We start from the raw sequence: 12,425 nt of genomic DNA on the forward strand, positions 1-12,425 counted from the left end.
AGACGTGGGCGCCATCGGACGGGTTTTGAACTCTCTTCCCGGGCCAAGGGTCGACCGATCTGGTAACCGGGCCTCTCCCTCATCCTGCGCGAGTGTATGCAGGTCGGGGTGTGTAGCGCGTGCATGCGGCGGATTGCCGCCGCGCGGCAGCGGTGCTAGGGCATCAGGGCGCGCGCGCCGATCTTGCGCTCAGGCGCTTCCCGAAAACCGAACGCGGAGCCTGCAGTCTTGACGTTTGATTTCTTTTCTGGGTGTCGTCCATCGACGTTGACGGGTGGCGCTATGGTGGCGACATCGCATCCGCTGGCAACGGCTGCCGGGCTTGAGGCTCTGTCCGCAGGCGGAACCGCGGTCGATGCGGCGATTGCCGCGGTGGCGGTTCAGGCAGTGGTCGATCCGCTGATGACGGGCATCGGAGGGGACTGCTTTGCGCTTTATGCGCCGGCTGGCGGAGCCGTCAGGGCGCTGAACGGTTCGGGCAGGGCCCCTGCGGCGGCGACGGTGGAGGCCGTGACGGCTGCCCTGGCGACGCAAGCGGGCGAGGACGGCAGCAATGCTGCTGCCGGCGCCGCAGGGATCTCCGCCGGACTGACGGAGATTCCACAGAATTCGGCCCATGCGGTGACAGTGCCGGGTGCGATTTCGGCCTGGTGCAGACTCCATGCAGATCATGGCACGCTCCCGCTTTCCCAGCTGTTCGCCCGCGCCATCCGCTATGCGGAGGAGGGCTACCGTGTGACGCCGCGCGTCGCGATGGACTGGGCGGCGGCGCAGGCCACGGTCGCGGGCGACGCGGGCGCGGCGGCGCTGTTTCTGCCGGAGGGCAGGGCACCCGTTGCGGGCGAGCTGCGCGCCCAGCCCCTGCTTGCCGCCCGCTACCGGGAAATCGCGGAGCGCGGACCGCAGGCCTTCTACCGTGGGCCAGCGGCGGAGAGCATGGTCGGATACCTGCAGTCGCTCGGCGGGTTGCATACACTGGAGGACTTCGCCGAAGCCATGGATGGGGCGGATTGGGTAACGCCGGTCAGTGCCACCTACCGCGGTTATGAGGTCCATGAATGCCCCCCCAACGGCCAGGGTCTGGCGGCGCTTCTCATCCTGAAGATCCTCGAAGGCTTCGACATGGCCGCTCTGGACGAGGTGGACCGCATCCATCTGCAGGCGGAGGCGACGAAGCTCGCCTATCACCACCGCGATGCGCTGATCGCCGATCCGGCCGCTTGCCCGGATGTGGCGGAGCGGCTGCTGTCTGAGGAGGTCGTCGCCACCCTGCGCGCCCGGATCGACATGAGCCGCGCCCGGCCGCCCGTGCTCTGGGACGAGCCGGAGCACAAGGACACCATCTATCTCTGCGTGGTGGACGAGGCAGGCAATGCCATCTCCTTCATCAACTCGATCTTTCACGGCTTCGGATCCGGGCGTCTCGATCCGGCGACGGGGGTACTGTTCCACAGCCGCGGTGCGTCCTTCCGGCTGATCGAGGGCCATCCGAACGCCATCGGCCCCCGGAAACGGCCGATGCATACGATCATCCCGGGTATGGTCACGCAGGGTGGCCGTGTCGTCATGCCCTTCGGCGTGATGGGCGGGCATTATCAGGCGGCGGGCCATGCGGCCTTTCTGTCCGGCGTGATCGACCGCGGTCTGACGGTGCAGGCAGCCATAGACGCGCCGCGGAGCTTTGCCTTCAACGGTGTGCTGGAGGTGGAGCCGACGATCCCCGCCGCGACACGCGACGCGCTCGCTGCGCGTGGCCATGTGCTCAAGGTGGTGACCAGCCCGATCGGCGGCGCGCAGGCCATCCGCATCGCCGGGGGGCTGCTTGAAGGCGGTTCGGACAGCCGCAAGGACGGAATGGCGCTCGGCTACTGAGAGCGCCGGAGAGAGGACAAGACATGCAGTTCCTGAGACGCATCGGCATCGACACCTATATGCTGCTGCTGGTTGTCATGGTGGCCGCGGGCGCGATCATGCCGGCCCGTGGCGAGGCGGCGCTCGTGTTGGGGCAAGTGACCTTCTGGGCCGTGGCGCTTCTGTTCTTCCTCTACGGTGCGAAGCTCGACATCGCCTCGGTGCGGGCTGGGCTTCTGAATTTCAAGCTGCAGGGGCTGTCCTTCGCTGCGACCTATATCCTGTTTCCGCTCATCGGCATCACGCTGGCCTGGACGGCGGGTGGCGCACTCGGGCCGGAGCTCACTCTCGGGCTGCTGTTCCTTTCCGTCCTGCCCTCCACCGTGCAGTCCTCCGTCGCGTTCACGGCGATGGCGGGCGGCAATGTGGCCGGCGCGATCTGCTCGGCCTCCCTCTCCAACCTCGTGGCGGTGGTCCTGACTCCCGGGCTGATGGCGGTGATCCTGCATCAGAGCGGCGGGATCAGCGGCGATGCGGTGGTGAAGATCGCGGTACAGATCCTCATCCCCTTCGTGCTGGGTCAGTGCCTGCGGCCCTGGATCGGCGCCTTCATCCGGCGACAGAAGCTGCTGAGCATGGTGGTGGACCGTGGCTCCATCCTGCTCATCGTCTATGCAGCGTTCAGCGCGGGGACGGTTGCGGGCATCTGGTCTGCGATCCCGCTGCCGACCTTTGCCGCCCTTTTCCTGACCATCGGGGTGTTCCTTGCCCTTGTCATGACGGCGATGGTCTTCGCGGGGCGCGTCTTCGCGCTCGACGGACCGGACCGGACGGCACTCTTCTTCTGTGGATCCACCAAGAGCCTTGCCAGCGGCCTGCCCATCGCCACCGCCATTTTCCCCCCGGCCAGCGTGGGCGCCATCGTGCTGCCCGTCATGCTGTTCCACATCTCGCAGCTTCTTGTCTGCGCGATTGTCTCCCAGAAACTTGCAAGGCAGCAGGCGGCCACGGCCTGATGTCAGCCGTCCATGCCCGGGAGTTGAGCGAGATTCTCGCTAAGCAGCGCGGCAAGGGCGGCATGGGTCCGGGCGCGCGGCGTATCGCGCCGCCAGGCCATGGTAAGCGCCCGCGTTGGTGCGTCAGTGGCCAGGGGGCGCGCCACGACAAGCTGCTCCCGCATCACCTCTGAGCGGATGTAGAGCGTCGGGAGAAGCGACAGGCCCATTCCAGCCGCCACCATCTGCCTCAGCGTATCGAGCGTCGTGCCTTCGTAATCCCGTGCCTGCGCCGCCCCTGCCATCGTGCAGAGGCGCGTCACCTGCGCCTGCAGCTCCGCGCTGCCCTCCATGGTGAGCACCGTCTCCCCCGCAAGGTCAGCAGGCTGAAGCACGGGCTGCATCGTCAGCCGGTGATCTGCGGGAAGCACGACCTGCAACGGTTCCACGGCCAGCAACCGGCTTTCCAGATCCGGGCGCTCCACCGCCTCGGGAAGGAGGATCGCGTCATGCGCCCCGTCCAGAATCTGGCGGAGGAGCATGTCGAACCGCTCTTCCCGCACCTGCAATCGCAATCTGGGAAAAGTCCGGCGCAGCGCGGGCATGGCGACGGAGAGCACATAGGCCCCGACCGTCTGCACGACGCCCAGGCGCAGCGCGGCCTGCGGCGCCTCCGGATCGTCGCGGCGCGCGATCTCCCGCATGTCGTCGATCTCGGCCATCACGGCACGGGCGCGGCGGGCCACCGCCTCTCCCACAGGGGTCATGAGCACATGCGCGCGGGTCCGCTCCACCAGCCGCGCGCCGAGCCGCGCCTCCAGCTCACGCAACTGCATGCTGAGCGTGGGCTGGGTGACCCGACACATCTCCGCCGCGCGGCTGAAACTCAGGGTGTCTGCAACGGCGACGAGATAGCGAAGTTGCTGAAGGGTGGGCATGCAGAGCTTCTTATAGACAACCTCTATAAGAAGCCAGTGAACTTTCGATTTCCCTCATGTTGCCTCTCCGGTTACCTAGGTCGGATACAGGGCGGGACGGGACGACTTGATGGCAGAACGACAGCGGAGCACCGTTTCCAGCGGAAGGCTCTGGGGATATCTGGGCGCGGCGGCGGCTTTGGTCTTCGCCATCGGTTTTTCATCCTGCATGCCCGCCGTTCTGGCGGGAGAGACGCTGCGCGTTGGCTGGAGCTGGGCGCCGAGCCTCGGCGTATCGCTGGCGTTCATGCTGGACGGGCTGTCGTTGATCTTTGCACTTCTCATCAGCGGCATTGGAGCGCTGATCTTGCTCTACGCGACCGGTTACATGGGCGATCACCCGCAGTTCGGGCGGTTCGTGCTTTATCTGTTCGCCTTCATGCTGTCGATGCTGGGGCTGGTGCTGGCTTCCGACCTCATCACGCTTTTCGTGTTCTGGGAGCTGACCAGCGTCACCTCCTACCTTCTCATCGGCTTCAACCATGAGGACAGCGTGGCCCGCCGCAACGCGTTGCAGGCGATGCTGGTGACAGGGGCAGGCGGGCTGGCGCTGCTGGCGGGGTTCATCCTGATCGGCATGGCGAGTGGCAGCTACGACATCGGCGCGCTGCTGGCGGGGGAGGGGTTGCAGTCCCATCCGCTTTACACGCCGATCCTGATCCTCGTGCTGCTCGGCGCCTTTACCAAATCGGCGCAGTTCCCCTTCCACTTCTGGTTGCCGAACGCCATGGCTGCGCCCACGCCCGTGTCGGCCTATCTGCACTCCGCTACGATGGTGAAGGCGGGGATCTATCTGCTGGCCCGCCTGCATCCGGTGCTGGGGGGTACGACGGCATGGGTCGCGACGCTGACCACCGCGGGGCTGGTCACGGCGGTCATGGCCTCGCTCCTCGCGCTGCGGCAGACCGATCTGAAACAGGCGCTGGCCTATACGACGTTGATGGCGCTCGGCACGATCACCATGCTGCTGGCCGGCGGCTCGCCCTATGCGCTGACGGCTGCGGTGACGTTTCTCATCGTCCATTCGCTTTACAAGGCCGCGCTGTTCATGGTCGTCGGCGCGATAGACCACGGCACCGGCACGCGGGAGGCGGGGCTTCTCGGCGGCCTTGGCCGCGTCATGCCGATCACGGCGGCGGCTGCGGCGCTGGCTGCGGCGTCCATGGCCGGGTTCCCGCCGCTCCTTGGCTGGATCGGCAAGGAACTGATCTATGCGGGAACGCCGACCATCGCGCCCTGGGGTCTGGCGGTGGCGGGAGCGCTCGTGGCGAATGCGCTGATGGTGGCGGTGGCGGGCGTGGTCGCACTGCGGCCGTTCTGGGGTGCGCCCGGCAATCCGCCCCATGCGCCGCATGAGGCGGGCTGGCAGATGCTGGCCGGTCCGCTGCTGCTGGGCGGTCTCGGGCTGTGCCTTGGCCTTGGCGCGGGGCTGCTGCAACCGCTGATCGACCGGGCGGTTGAGGGGAGCCTCCAGCTTTCCCGCGCCGCGGAGCTGCATCTCTGGGCCGGCGTGAATCTGCCGTTCGTGCTGAGCCTTGTGACCTTCGCGCTCGGCTTCTTGCTCTACGTGGGGCGGGAGCGGTATCGGGCCACCTTCGCGGCACTGCTGGCCCGGCTTCCGGTGTTCGACCGCGGCTGGGATGCTTTCCTTAACGGCTTCCGCGCCTTTGCCGCTTGGCAGACGCGGGTCATCCAACCGGGGCGGCTTACCGGCTACCTCGCCGCGACCTTTGTCATGGTGGTTCTGGCGCTTGGCGGGACGCTGATCCTCAAAGGACCGGTGATCGTGCTGGATTGGTCTGCGCCCTTGCTGCTGTGGCTCGTCGCCGGGATCATCGTGGCGGGGGCGGCGCTTGCCGCCGTCGCCATGTCCCGCATCACCGCGATCTCGGCAGTGGGCACGGTGGGGATCGGCGTGGCGCTGATCTTCATCAGCTTCGGCGCGCCGGACGTGGCGACGACGCAGCTCATGGTGGAGACCCTGTCCGCCGTGCTCTTCGGCATCGCCATGCTGCGGCTGCCCGGCATGGTGGAGCGGCGCCCGCGCGCCCGGAAGATCCTGCATGGCGGCATCGCGATTGCGGCGGGCCTGTCGGTGACGCTCATCATTCTGGCAGTTACCAGCCACCCGCTTGACCGGCACATCACCAGCTATTTCGAGGCCTCGTCCTATGCGCTGGCGCATGGCCTCAACATCGTCAACGTGATCCTCGTGGATTTCCGGGCCTTCGATACGTTTGGAGAACTGACGGTGATCCTGCTCGCCTCCATCGGCGCCTATGCGCTGCTCAAGCGGAGGATGTCCAAATGAACTCCCTGATCCTGACAACCGGCGCACGGCTTCTGACGGCGCTGTTCATCGTGTTCTCCCTCTACATCCTGCTCCGGGGCCATAACGCGCCGGGGGGCGGATTCATCGGTGGGCTGATCGCCGCCTCCGGCTTTGCGCTGCTGGCCTTTGCGGCCGGGGTGCGGGAGGCGCGGCGTGCGCTCCGCATCGATCCCCGGACGATCGGGCTCGCGGGCCTGATCGCTGCGCTGATCGCGGGGGTTACCGCAGCTCCCTTCGGTCTCGCGCCCTTCACCGGCGTCTGGGCGGAAGTGGGCGGCTTCGCGATCTCAAGCGTGCTTCTGTTCGACATCGGCGTCTATCTCGCCGTGGTGGGCGGCATCCTCACGCTGATCTTCGCGCTTGAGGAGACGCACTGATGGAAACCGTTCTGGCGCTCGTTGCGGGCGTTCTGGTGTCTTCGGCCGTCTGGCTCATGCTGTCTGGCAACCTTCTGCGGTTCCTGTTCGGGCTGCTGCTGCTGTCCAACGGGGTCAACGTCGCGATCTTTGCGGCCGGACGGCTGACGGAAGCCACCGCACCGCTGCTCACCCATGGCGGCGGCCTGCCGGAGCAGGTCATGGCCAATGCTCTGCCGCAGGCCCTGCTGCTCACCGCCATCGTCATCGGTTTCGGCCTGTTCGCCTTTGCCCTTGCCCTTGCCATCCGCGCCTACCGCAGTTTCGGCCATCTCGAGGTGGACCGGATGCGCCTGGCGGAGCCTGAAGAATGATCTGGAGCCTTACTCTTCCCATCCTCATGCCCTTCGCCACTGCGGCGGCGGCTTTCCTTGCCCGCGACAGGCGGGGAAGCGGCTGGATTTCCGTCGCGGGGTCCGTCGTGTCGCTGGGGCTGGCAATCCATCTTGTGATGCTTGTGCTCCACCACGGTGTGATCGCCGGGCAGGTGAGCGGCTGGGCGGCCCCCTTCGGCATCACGCTGGCCGCCGATTACCTTGCCGCCGCGATGGTGCTCATCACCGCGATCATCGCGCTCGCCGTCGGGCTGTGGTCGCTGGCGGAGGTCGGCCAGACATCCAGGCGTCTCGGCTGGCACGGCTTGTTCCAGACACTGATCGGCGGGGTGACAGGCGCCTTCCTGACGGGGGATCTGTTCAACCTGTATGTCTGGTTCGAGGTGCTGCTGATCTCCTCCTTCGGGTTGCTCGTCATCGGCGGGCGGAAGGAGGCGATCGACGGCGCGGTCAAGTACGTCACGCTGAACCTCATCTCCACGGTGCTGTTCCTTGGCGCGGCAGGTCTGCTCTATGGGGCGACGGGCACGCTCAACATGGCCGATCTGCATGCCGCCGTGGCCGCCCATCCCGATCAGCGGCTGATGACCGTCATCGCGATGATGTTCATGGTGGCGTTTGGGCTGAAGGCGGCGGTCTTTCCGCTCTTCTACTGGCTGCCTGCCTCCTACCATACGCCGCATTACGCCGTTTCGGCCGTGTTCGCGGGATTGCTGACGAAGGTGGGCGTCTATGCGCTGATCCGGGTGTTCACGCTGATCTTCACCGGGGACCAGTTCTATACCCATGGCATCCTGCTTTGGATCGCCTGCCTGACCATGCTGACCGGCGTTCTGGGCGCGGCGGCGCAGAGCGATTTCCGCCGCATTCTGTCGTTCCACATCGTGAGCCAGATCGGCTACATGGTGCTCGGACTGGCGCTGATGACGCCGCTCGCGCTGATGGGGGCGGTGTTTTACCTCGTCCACCATATCATCGTGAAAGCGAACCTGTTCCTTGTCGCGGGTGTCTCGCGCAGGCTCACCGGATCGTCGGATCTCTATGCCATCGGCGGCCTTTACCGCGCCGCGCCGCTGCTCGCCGTGCTGTTCCTGATCCCGGCGTTTTCGCTCGCGGGCTTTCCGCCGCTCTCCGGGTTCTGGGCCAAATTCGTGCTGGTCCGCGCCGCGCTGGAGGTGCAGGACGCCGTTGTCGCGGGAGTGGCGCTGCTGGTCGGGTTGCTCACCATCTTCTCCATGACGAAGATCTGGGCGGAGGCGTTCTGGAAAGCCGCCCCGGATGGCCGGGAGCCGCGCCTTTCCGCCATCCCGGTCCGCGAACGCTGGATCATGCTTACCCCTGTCGCGGCGCTGGCAGCGATGACCATTTTCATCGGCCTGTTTCCCGAACCGTTCCTGCAATTCGCCACCACCAGCGCGGAGCAGCTTCTGGATGCCACGCCCTATGTTGCGGCAGTTCTCGGGGAGGGCCGGCCATGACTCTCCTTGCCATGAACGGCCTGCTCGCCATCGCCTGGGGCGCGCTCTGGGGCAGCTTGTCGCCGATCAATCTCCTCACCGGTTTTCTGCTGGGCTATGCCGGCCTGTGGTTCGCGCGCGACCTGATCGGGCGGGGGGAGCAACGCTACTTCCGGGCGTTGCCGCAAAGCGTGATCCTCGCCGTGTATTTCGTGAAGGAACTGGTGAAATCCTGCGTGAACGTCGCGCGGGACTGCATCTCTCCCCAGCCGCGGCTGCATCCCGCCATCGTGCGCATGCCGCTCGACGTGACGAGCGACATCGAGATCTTCCTCGTCGCCAATCTGATCTCGCTCACCCCCGGCACGCTGACGCTTGACGTGGCCGAGGATCGTAGCTTTCTCCTCATCCACTCCATCTATGCCGAAGACCCGGAAGCGCTGGTCGCGGAACTGAAAACCGGCATGGAGCACCGCGTCAGGGAGGTCTTCCGCAAATGACCGCATCATTCAGCGCAACGGGGTTCATGAATGTCTGCGTGACCATCGGGCTCGGCCTTGTCATTCTGGCGGTTCTGGTCGGGTTCATCCGTCTCAGGCGCGGCCCTTCTCTCGCTGACCGCGTGGTGGCCCTCGACATGATGACCGCGGCGGTCATCGCCTTCTGCGGGCTCTTCGCGGTGAAGGCGCGGGCGGAGGCCTATCTCGACATTGCCGTGGCTCTGGCGCTGGTAAGCTTCGTCTCCGTCGTGGCGCTGGCCCGCTATGCCGCACGTCAGGCGCGCCGGGATGATCGCAATGATTGAGGTCATTACCGGCATTCTCGCGTTGCTGGCGGGTGGTTTCGCGCTGGTGGCAGCTGTCGGGGTGGTGCGCTTTCCCGATGCGCTGACGCGGATGCATGCCTCATCGAAGGTCGGCGCCTTCGCCGGCTCGCTGGCCCTGATCTGCGCGGCAGTGGATATCGGCAGTGTCAGCGCGGTGACCCGGGCCGTCATCGCCATCCTGTTCCTGTTCCTGACCGCCCCGATCGGCGCGCATCTTCTGGGTCGGGCGGCGGCCTGGCGCTCCGGTCAGGAGGCCAAAAGGTGAACCCCGCTGACCCGAGGGAACCGGAAGCGTCTGGAGTGGTTTTGCCCACGATGTATCAGTCACGGAAAGACACTATGAAACGCGTTCTTGCCGCCGGCCTTCTTGGTTCCGCTCTCCTTTCCTCCCCCGCTGTGGCCCAGACTTCGGTGCAGGACGTTCCGGCCAGTCTTCAGCCGCTTGGCCTCACGGATGTGGAAGTCCGCCCCAAATTCGGTGACCGGGGCCGGGATATCATCGGTACGCTCCCGGGCGGTGCGCGGATAGAGATCGAACTGGATCGCAACGACCGGGTCGAGGAGATCGAGGCCACCGATCGGCAGGGCTTTCCCGCCAGCGGAGTGGAGAGCCTGATCCCAGAAGCCGTGCGCGCCAATCCGAGCTATCCGGGCGATGGCACGTTCCGCAAGGTCGATTTCGACGACGACGAGATCGAGCTGGAAGGCACTCATGCCGACGGTCGCCGCTTCGAGGCCGAGTTCCTGCCGACGGGTGAGCTGCGGAAGATCGAGAACCGCTGACCTATCAGCCGCTGAGTTTCGACCGCTTCCGGTGTCCAGGCCGGGAGCGGCTTCCTGTTGGTCTTCATCAAACTTCCTGTTGGTCTTCATCAAACATGGTGGGAGATGGAAGGCGGGCCTACAGCTCGCCGGTTGCGATCCTTCGCTCCGCGCGCCGTTGATCGTTACAACAGGGAAAAAAGGCACCGCCTCATCCCTTGGCGCGAACTCTTCATCAGCGGGATAGGGTAGACGGGTCCATCCCCGGCTTAGTTCGCGCCTCTCCCGAGGGGGCCAGTCGTACGTTAGACCTTACGCTCGAAGATTTCGTCGGCCCGTTTCCTTAGCGCACGACCGACAGTCCGCAGTTTTCGTGGGCCTTGCCGCCTCCAGCTCCAAAGGCTAAGGTGAAGCCCGTATTCAGCTTTCGGGAGCTCATGGCCCGCCTCATCGCCCTTTTCACGGCCGTGTCGTTGTGCCTCTCCCTGTTCGCCGGCCGGGTGGACGCTGCGCCCCATGGCGGGTGCCTCTCCTATCGGGACATGCCGGTCTGCACGCCGCTCGGCGAGGCGTCGGCGCCGACAAAGCTCAAGTCCGGCAAGTGCTTCGACGTCTATCTTGCTGATCAGGCAGAGATTTGTCCCGCAGTCGATGGTGTGCTGCCATTTCCTGTAGTCGCTACCAGCCTTTCGCGCTTTCAGCCTGACGTCCCCCGCCGCCCGCCGCGGGGCTGATCCTGCCAGAAAGTTCGGATGTCTGGAGTCGTGTCCTACACGTGGGACAGTTTCCATCATCCCGCTGGTCAGCAGGAAAATTCATGCCATTCGCCGCCCTCGCGCGGCACCTTCACACGGCGCAGGCCCCGAAGTGGCGCGCCATCGGAGAATTCACATGTCTTATATCCAATCCCGCCTCGGCAGCGCCGAGGGCAACCGCTTCTTCATCCCCGCGCTTCGCCCAGTCTACGACGCGCTCTTGCCGGTGTCCGAAACGCTGCTTCGCGTGATAGCCGGTTTTGCATTGGCCGTGCACGGCTGGCCGAAAATCCAGAACCCGATGGGGCTGGCAGGTATGGTCGAAAACATCGGCTTTGCCCCCTCCTGGTTCTGGGCCTTCGCATTGGCGATCACCGAGTTTGTCGGCGGCATCCTGTTGCTGCTCGGCCTGTTCACCCGTCCTGCGGCGGCGGCTGCGACGGTGGTGCTGCTGGTAACCGTGTGGTTCCATTGGGTGCTGCGCGGCGAAGGCTACAGCGGGGCGGAGCTGTCGCTGATCTGGGCGGCCGTGACGTTCTTCTTCGTGGCGCGGGGCGGCGGGCGGTATTCGCTCGATCGTGCCTTCGGCCGGGAATTCTGAGGACATGGGGGAGAGGCATCCCGCCTCTCCCCGACATTTCAGAAGTTGACCTTGTCGCCGCCCTTGAGGGCGAGAATATCCCGTGCTTCGGTTGGGGTGGCGATCTCAAGCCCCAGTTCCTCGACGATCCGGCGGATCTTCGCAACCTGCTCGGCGTTGGACGTCGCAAGCGTGCCCTTGCCGATATAGAGGCTGTCCTCCAGACCGACGCGGACGTTTCCGCCCATCATCGCGGCCTGCGTGGCGAACTGCATCTGCGTCTTGCCGGCCGACAGCACCGACCACCGGTAATCGTCGCCGAAGAGCTTGTCCGCCGTCTCCTTCATGAACACCATGTTTTCCACGGAGGAGCCGATGCCGCCCAGAATCCCGAAGATCATCTGAACGAAGAACGGCGGCTTCACCAGCCCGCGATCCACAAAATGCGCGAGGTTGTAGAGATGTCCGATATCGTAGCATTCATGCTCGAACCGGGTTCCGTGGTCTTCGCCCAGCATCTTAAGGATGCGCTCTATATCCCTGAATGTGTTGCGGAAGATGAAATCATCCGTCCCAAGAAGATAGGGCTTCTCCCAGTCGTATTTCCAGGAGCGATCCTTGGCCGCCATGGGGAAGATGCCAAAATTCATCGACCCCATGTTGAGAGAGCACATCTCCGGCGCAGTCTTCAGCGGCGCCTCCAGCCGCTGCTCCACCGTCATGTTCAGCCCACCGCCGGTGGTGATGTTGATGACGGCATCGGTGGCCTGCTTGATGCGCGGCAGGAACTGCATGTAGACATCCGTCGCCGGTGTCGGGCGGCCATCCTGCGGGTCGCGGGCGTGCAGGTGCAGGATCGCCGCCCCTGCTTCCGCTGCCGCGATGGACTGCGCGGCGATGTCCTCGGGCTTGAACGGTAGCGCATCCGACATGGAGGGCGTGTGAATGCCACCCGTGATCGCGCAGGTAATGATGACCTTGCCTTTTTGCGTGCTCATGTCTGTCCTCTCTTTCCTCCGGGGCCGGTGCATTCTGCGCTGCGCCCCCTCCCGGACGATCCCCAGATGGTGGATTGTCTGATGAAATTCATCTGCGCTCCCTTGCCAGCCGTCAAGGGAAGGTTGACGGAAGGACTATCG

Annotated in this window: 14 protein-coding genes; 12 read left to right on the top strand and 2 right to left on the bottom strand. The window is 65.3% G+C overall.

Annotation, left to right across the window (positions count from 1 at the left end; all coding sequences use genetic code 11):
- The first annotated feature begins 282 nt into the window (after positions 1-282).
- Positions 283-1,872 carry a gamma-glutamyltransferase family protein gene (locus CN97_RS10230; protein WP_051911129.1) on the top strand — a complete coding sequence of 530 codons (1,590 nt, stop codon included), beginning with the start codon at positions 283-285 and terminating at the stop codon, positions 1,870-1,872.
- Positions 1,873-1,895: 23 nt separating this feature from the next.
- Positions 1,896-2,867 (top strand): bile acid:sodium symporter family protein, encoded by a 972-nt coding sequence (locus CN97_RS10235; RefSeq protein ID WP_035710769.1) that lies wholly within the window; start codon positions 1,896-1,898, stop codon positions 2,865-2,867.
- 2 nt (positions 2,868-2,869) lie between these two features.
- Here the strand turns inward: CN97_RS10235 and CN97_RS10240 are convergent, their stop codons facing one another.
- Positions 2,870-3,784 carry a hydrogen peroxide-inducible genes activator gene (locus tag CN97_RS10240; RefSeq protein ID WP_035710772.1) on the bottom strand — a complete coding sequence of 305 codons (915 nt, stop codon included), beginning with the start codon at positions 3,782-3,784 and terminating at the stop codon, positions 2,870-2,872.
- Between the two features lie 109 nt (positions 3,785-3,893).
- Here CN97_RS10240 and mbhE point away from each other — a divergent pair, with 109 nt between their 5' ends.
- The 10 genes from mbhE to CN97_RS10290 all read left to right on the top strand — a co-directional run bounded on the left by mbhE (position 3,894) and on the right by CN97_RS10290 (position 11,307).
- On the top strand, positions 3,894-6,134 hold the full coding sequence (gene mbhE / locus CN97_RS10245) for a hydrogen gas-evolving membrane-bound hydrogenase subunit E (protein ID WP_035710774.1): 2,241 nt from the start codon (positions 3,894-3,896) through the stop codon (positions 6,132-6,134).
- Positions 6,131-6,532, top strand: coding sequence for an MnhB domain-containing protein (locus CN97_RS10250; protein WP_035710776.1), 402 nt, complete (start codon positions 6,131-6,133; stop codon positions 6,530-6,532). Before mbhE ends, CN97_RS10250 begins: the two co-directional genes overlap by 4 nt.
- On the top strand, positions 6,532-6,885 hold the full coding sequence (locus tag CN97_RS10255) for an NADH-quinone oxidoreductase subunit K (protein ID WP_035710777.1): 354 nt from the start codon (positions 6,532-6,534) through the stop codon (positions 6,883-6,885). Before CN97_RS10250 ends, CN97_RS10255 begins: the two co-directional genes overlap by 1 nt.
- Positions 6,882-8,384 carry a Na+/H+ antiporter subunit D gene (locus CN97_RS10260; RefSeq protein ID WP_035710779.1) on the top strand — a complete coding sequence of 501 codons (1,503 nt, stop codon included), beginning with the start codon at positions 6,882-6,884 and terminating at the stop codon, positions 8,382-8,384. The genes CN97_RS10255 and CN97_RS10260 overlap by 4 nt, the downstream gene beginning before the upstream one ends.
- Complete coding sequence (locus CN97_RS10265; protein WP_035710781.1) at positions 8,381-8,863, top strand: Na+/H+ antiporter subunit E; 483 nt, start codon at positions 8,381-8,383, stop codon at positions 8,861-8,863. The genes CN97_RS10260 and CN97_RS10265 overlap by 4 nt, the downstream gene beginning before the upstream one ends.
- A complete protein-coding gene (locus tag CN97_RS10270) occupies positions 8,860-9,168 on the top strand; it encodes a monovalent cation/H+ antiporter complex subunit F (RefSeq protein ID WP_242685266.1) in 309 nt (102 codons plus the stop codon). The genes CN97_RS10265 and CN97_RS10270 overlap by 4 nt, the downstream gene beginning before the upstream one ends.
- Complete coding sequence (gene mnhG, locus CN97_RS10275) at positions 9,161-9,454, top strand: monovalent cation/H(+) antiporter subunit G (protein WP_051911130.1); 294 nt, start codon at positions 9,161-9,163, stop codon at positions 9,452-9,454. Before CN97_RS10270 ends, mnhG begins: the two co-directional genes overlap by 8 nt.
- A gap of 74 nt (positions 9,455-9,528) precedes the next feature.
- A complete protein-coding gene (locus CN97_RS10280) occupies positions 9,529-9,972 on the top strand; it encodes a hypothetical protein (RefSeq protein WP_035710785.1) in 444 nt (147 codons plus the stop codon).
- Between the two features lie 416 nt (positions 9,973-10,388).
- Positions 10,389-10,685 carry a hypothetical protein gene (locus tag CN97_RS10285; protein ID WP_035710787.1) on the top strand — a complete coding sequence of 99 codons (297 nt, stop codon included), beginning with the start codon at positions 10,389-10,391 and terminating at the stop codon, positions 10,683-10,685.
- 157 nt (positions 10,686-10,842) lie between these two features.
- The gene (locus CN97_RS10290; protein ID WP_051911131.1) at positions 10,843-11,307 is read left to right on the top strand and encodes a DoxX family protein; all 465 of its coding nucleotides are present in this window, start codon (positions 10,843-10,845) and stop codon (positions 11,305-11,307) included.
- Between the two features lie 38 nt (positions 11,308-11,345).
- Here CN97_RS10290 and CN97_RS10295 read toward each other — a convergent pair whose 3' ends face one another.
- A complete protein-coding gene (locus CN97_RS10295) occupies positions 11,346-12,284 on the bottom strand; it encodes a BKACE family enzyme (protein ID WP_035710789.1) in 939 nt (312 codons plus the stop codon).
- Positions 12,285-12,425: the final 141 nt, after the last annotated feature.

Origin of the sequence: Haematobacter massiliensis, from assembly GCF_000740795.1 — a bacterium.
Lineage (GTDB): Bacteria > Pseudomonadota > Alphaproteobacteria > Rhodobacterales > Rhodobacteraceae > Haematobacter > Haematobacter massiliensis.

What these genes read in the sequence shown, in the direction of transcription:
- CN97_RS10265 (WP_035710781.1), top strand. Translation starts at nt 8,381, where the DNA reads ATGACTCTCCTTGCCATGAACGGCCTGCTCGCCATCGCCTGGGGCGCG.
- CN97_RS10295 (WP_035710789.1), bottom strand. Translation starts at nt 12,284, where the DNA reads ATGAGCACGCAAAAAGGCAAGGTCATCATTACCTGCGCGATCACGGGT.
- mbhE (WP_035710774.1), top strand. Translation starts at nt 3,894, where the DNA reads ATGGCAGAACGACAGCGGAGCACCGTTTCCAGCGGAAGGCTCTGGGGA.
- CN97_RS10260 (WP_035710779.1), top strand. Translation starts at nt 6,882, where the DNA reads ATGATCTGGAGCCTTACTCTTCCCATCCTCATGCCCTTCGCCACTGCG.
- mnhG (WP_051911130.1), top strand. Translation starts at nt 9,161, where the DNA reads ATGATTGAGGTCATTACCGGCATTCTCGCGTTGCTGGCGGGTGGTTTC.
- CN97_RS10290 (WP_051911131.1), top strand. Translation starts at nt 10,843, where the DNA reads ATGTCTTATATCCAATCCCGCCTCGGCAGCGCCGAGGGCAACCGCTTC.
- CN97_RS10285 (WP_035710787.1), top strand. Translation starts at nt 10,389, where the DNA reads ATGGCCCGCCTCATCGCCCTTTTCACGGCCGTGTCGTTGTGCCTCTCC.
- CN97_RS10235 (WP_035710769.1), top strand. Translation starts at nt 1,896, where the DNA reads ATGCAGTTCCTGAGACGCATCGGCATCGACACCTATATGCTGCTGCTG.
- CN97_RS10280 (WP_035710785.1), top strand. Translation starts at nt 9,529, where the DNA reads ATGAAACGCGTTCTTGCCGCCGGCCTTCTTGGTTCCGCTCTCCTTTCC.
- CN97_RS10230 (WP_051911129.1), top strand. Translation starts at nt 283, where the DNA reads ATGGTGGCGACATCGCATCCGCTGGCAACGGCTGCCGGGCTTGAGGCT.
- CN97_RS10240 (WP_035710772.1), bottom strand. Translation starts at nt 3,784, where the DNA reads ATGCCCACCCTTCAGCAACTTCGCTATCTCGTCGCCGTTGCAGACACC.
- CN97_RS10270 (WP_242685266.1), top strand. Translation starts at nt 8,860, where the DNA reads ATGACCGCATCATTCAGCGCAACGGGGTTCATGAATGTCTGCGTGACC.
- CN97_RS10250 (WP_035710776.1), top strand. Translation starts at nt 6,131, where the DNA reads ATGAACTCCCTGATCCTGACAACCGGCGCACGGCTTCTGACGGCGCTG.
- CN97_RS10255 (WP_035710777.1), top strand. Translation starts at nt 6,532, where the DNA reads ATGGAAACCGTTCTGGCGCTCGTTGCGGGCGTTCTGGTGTCTTCGGCC.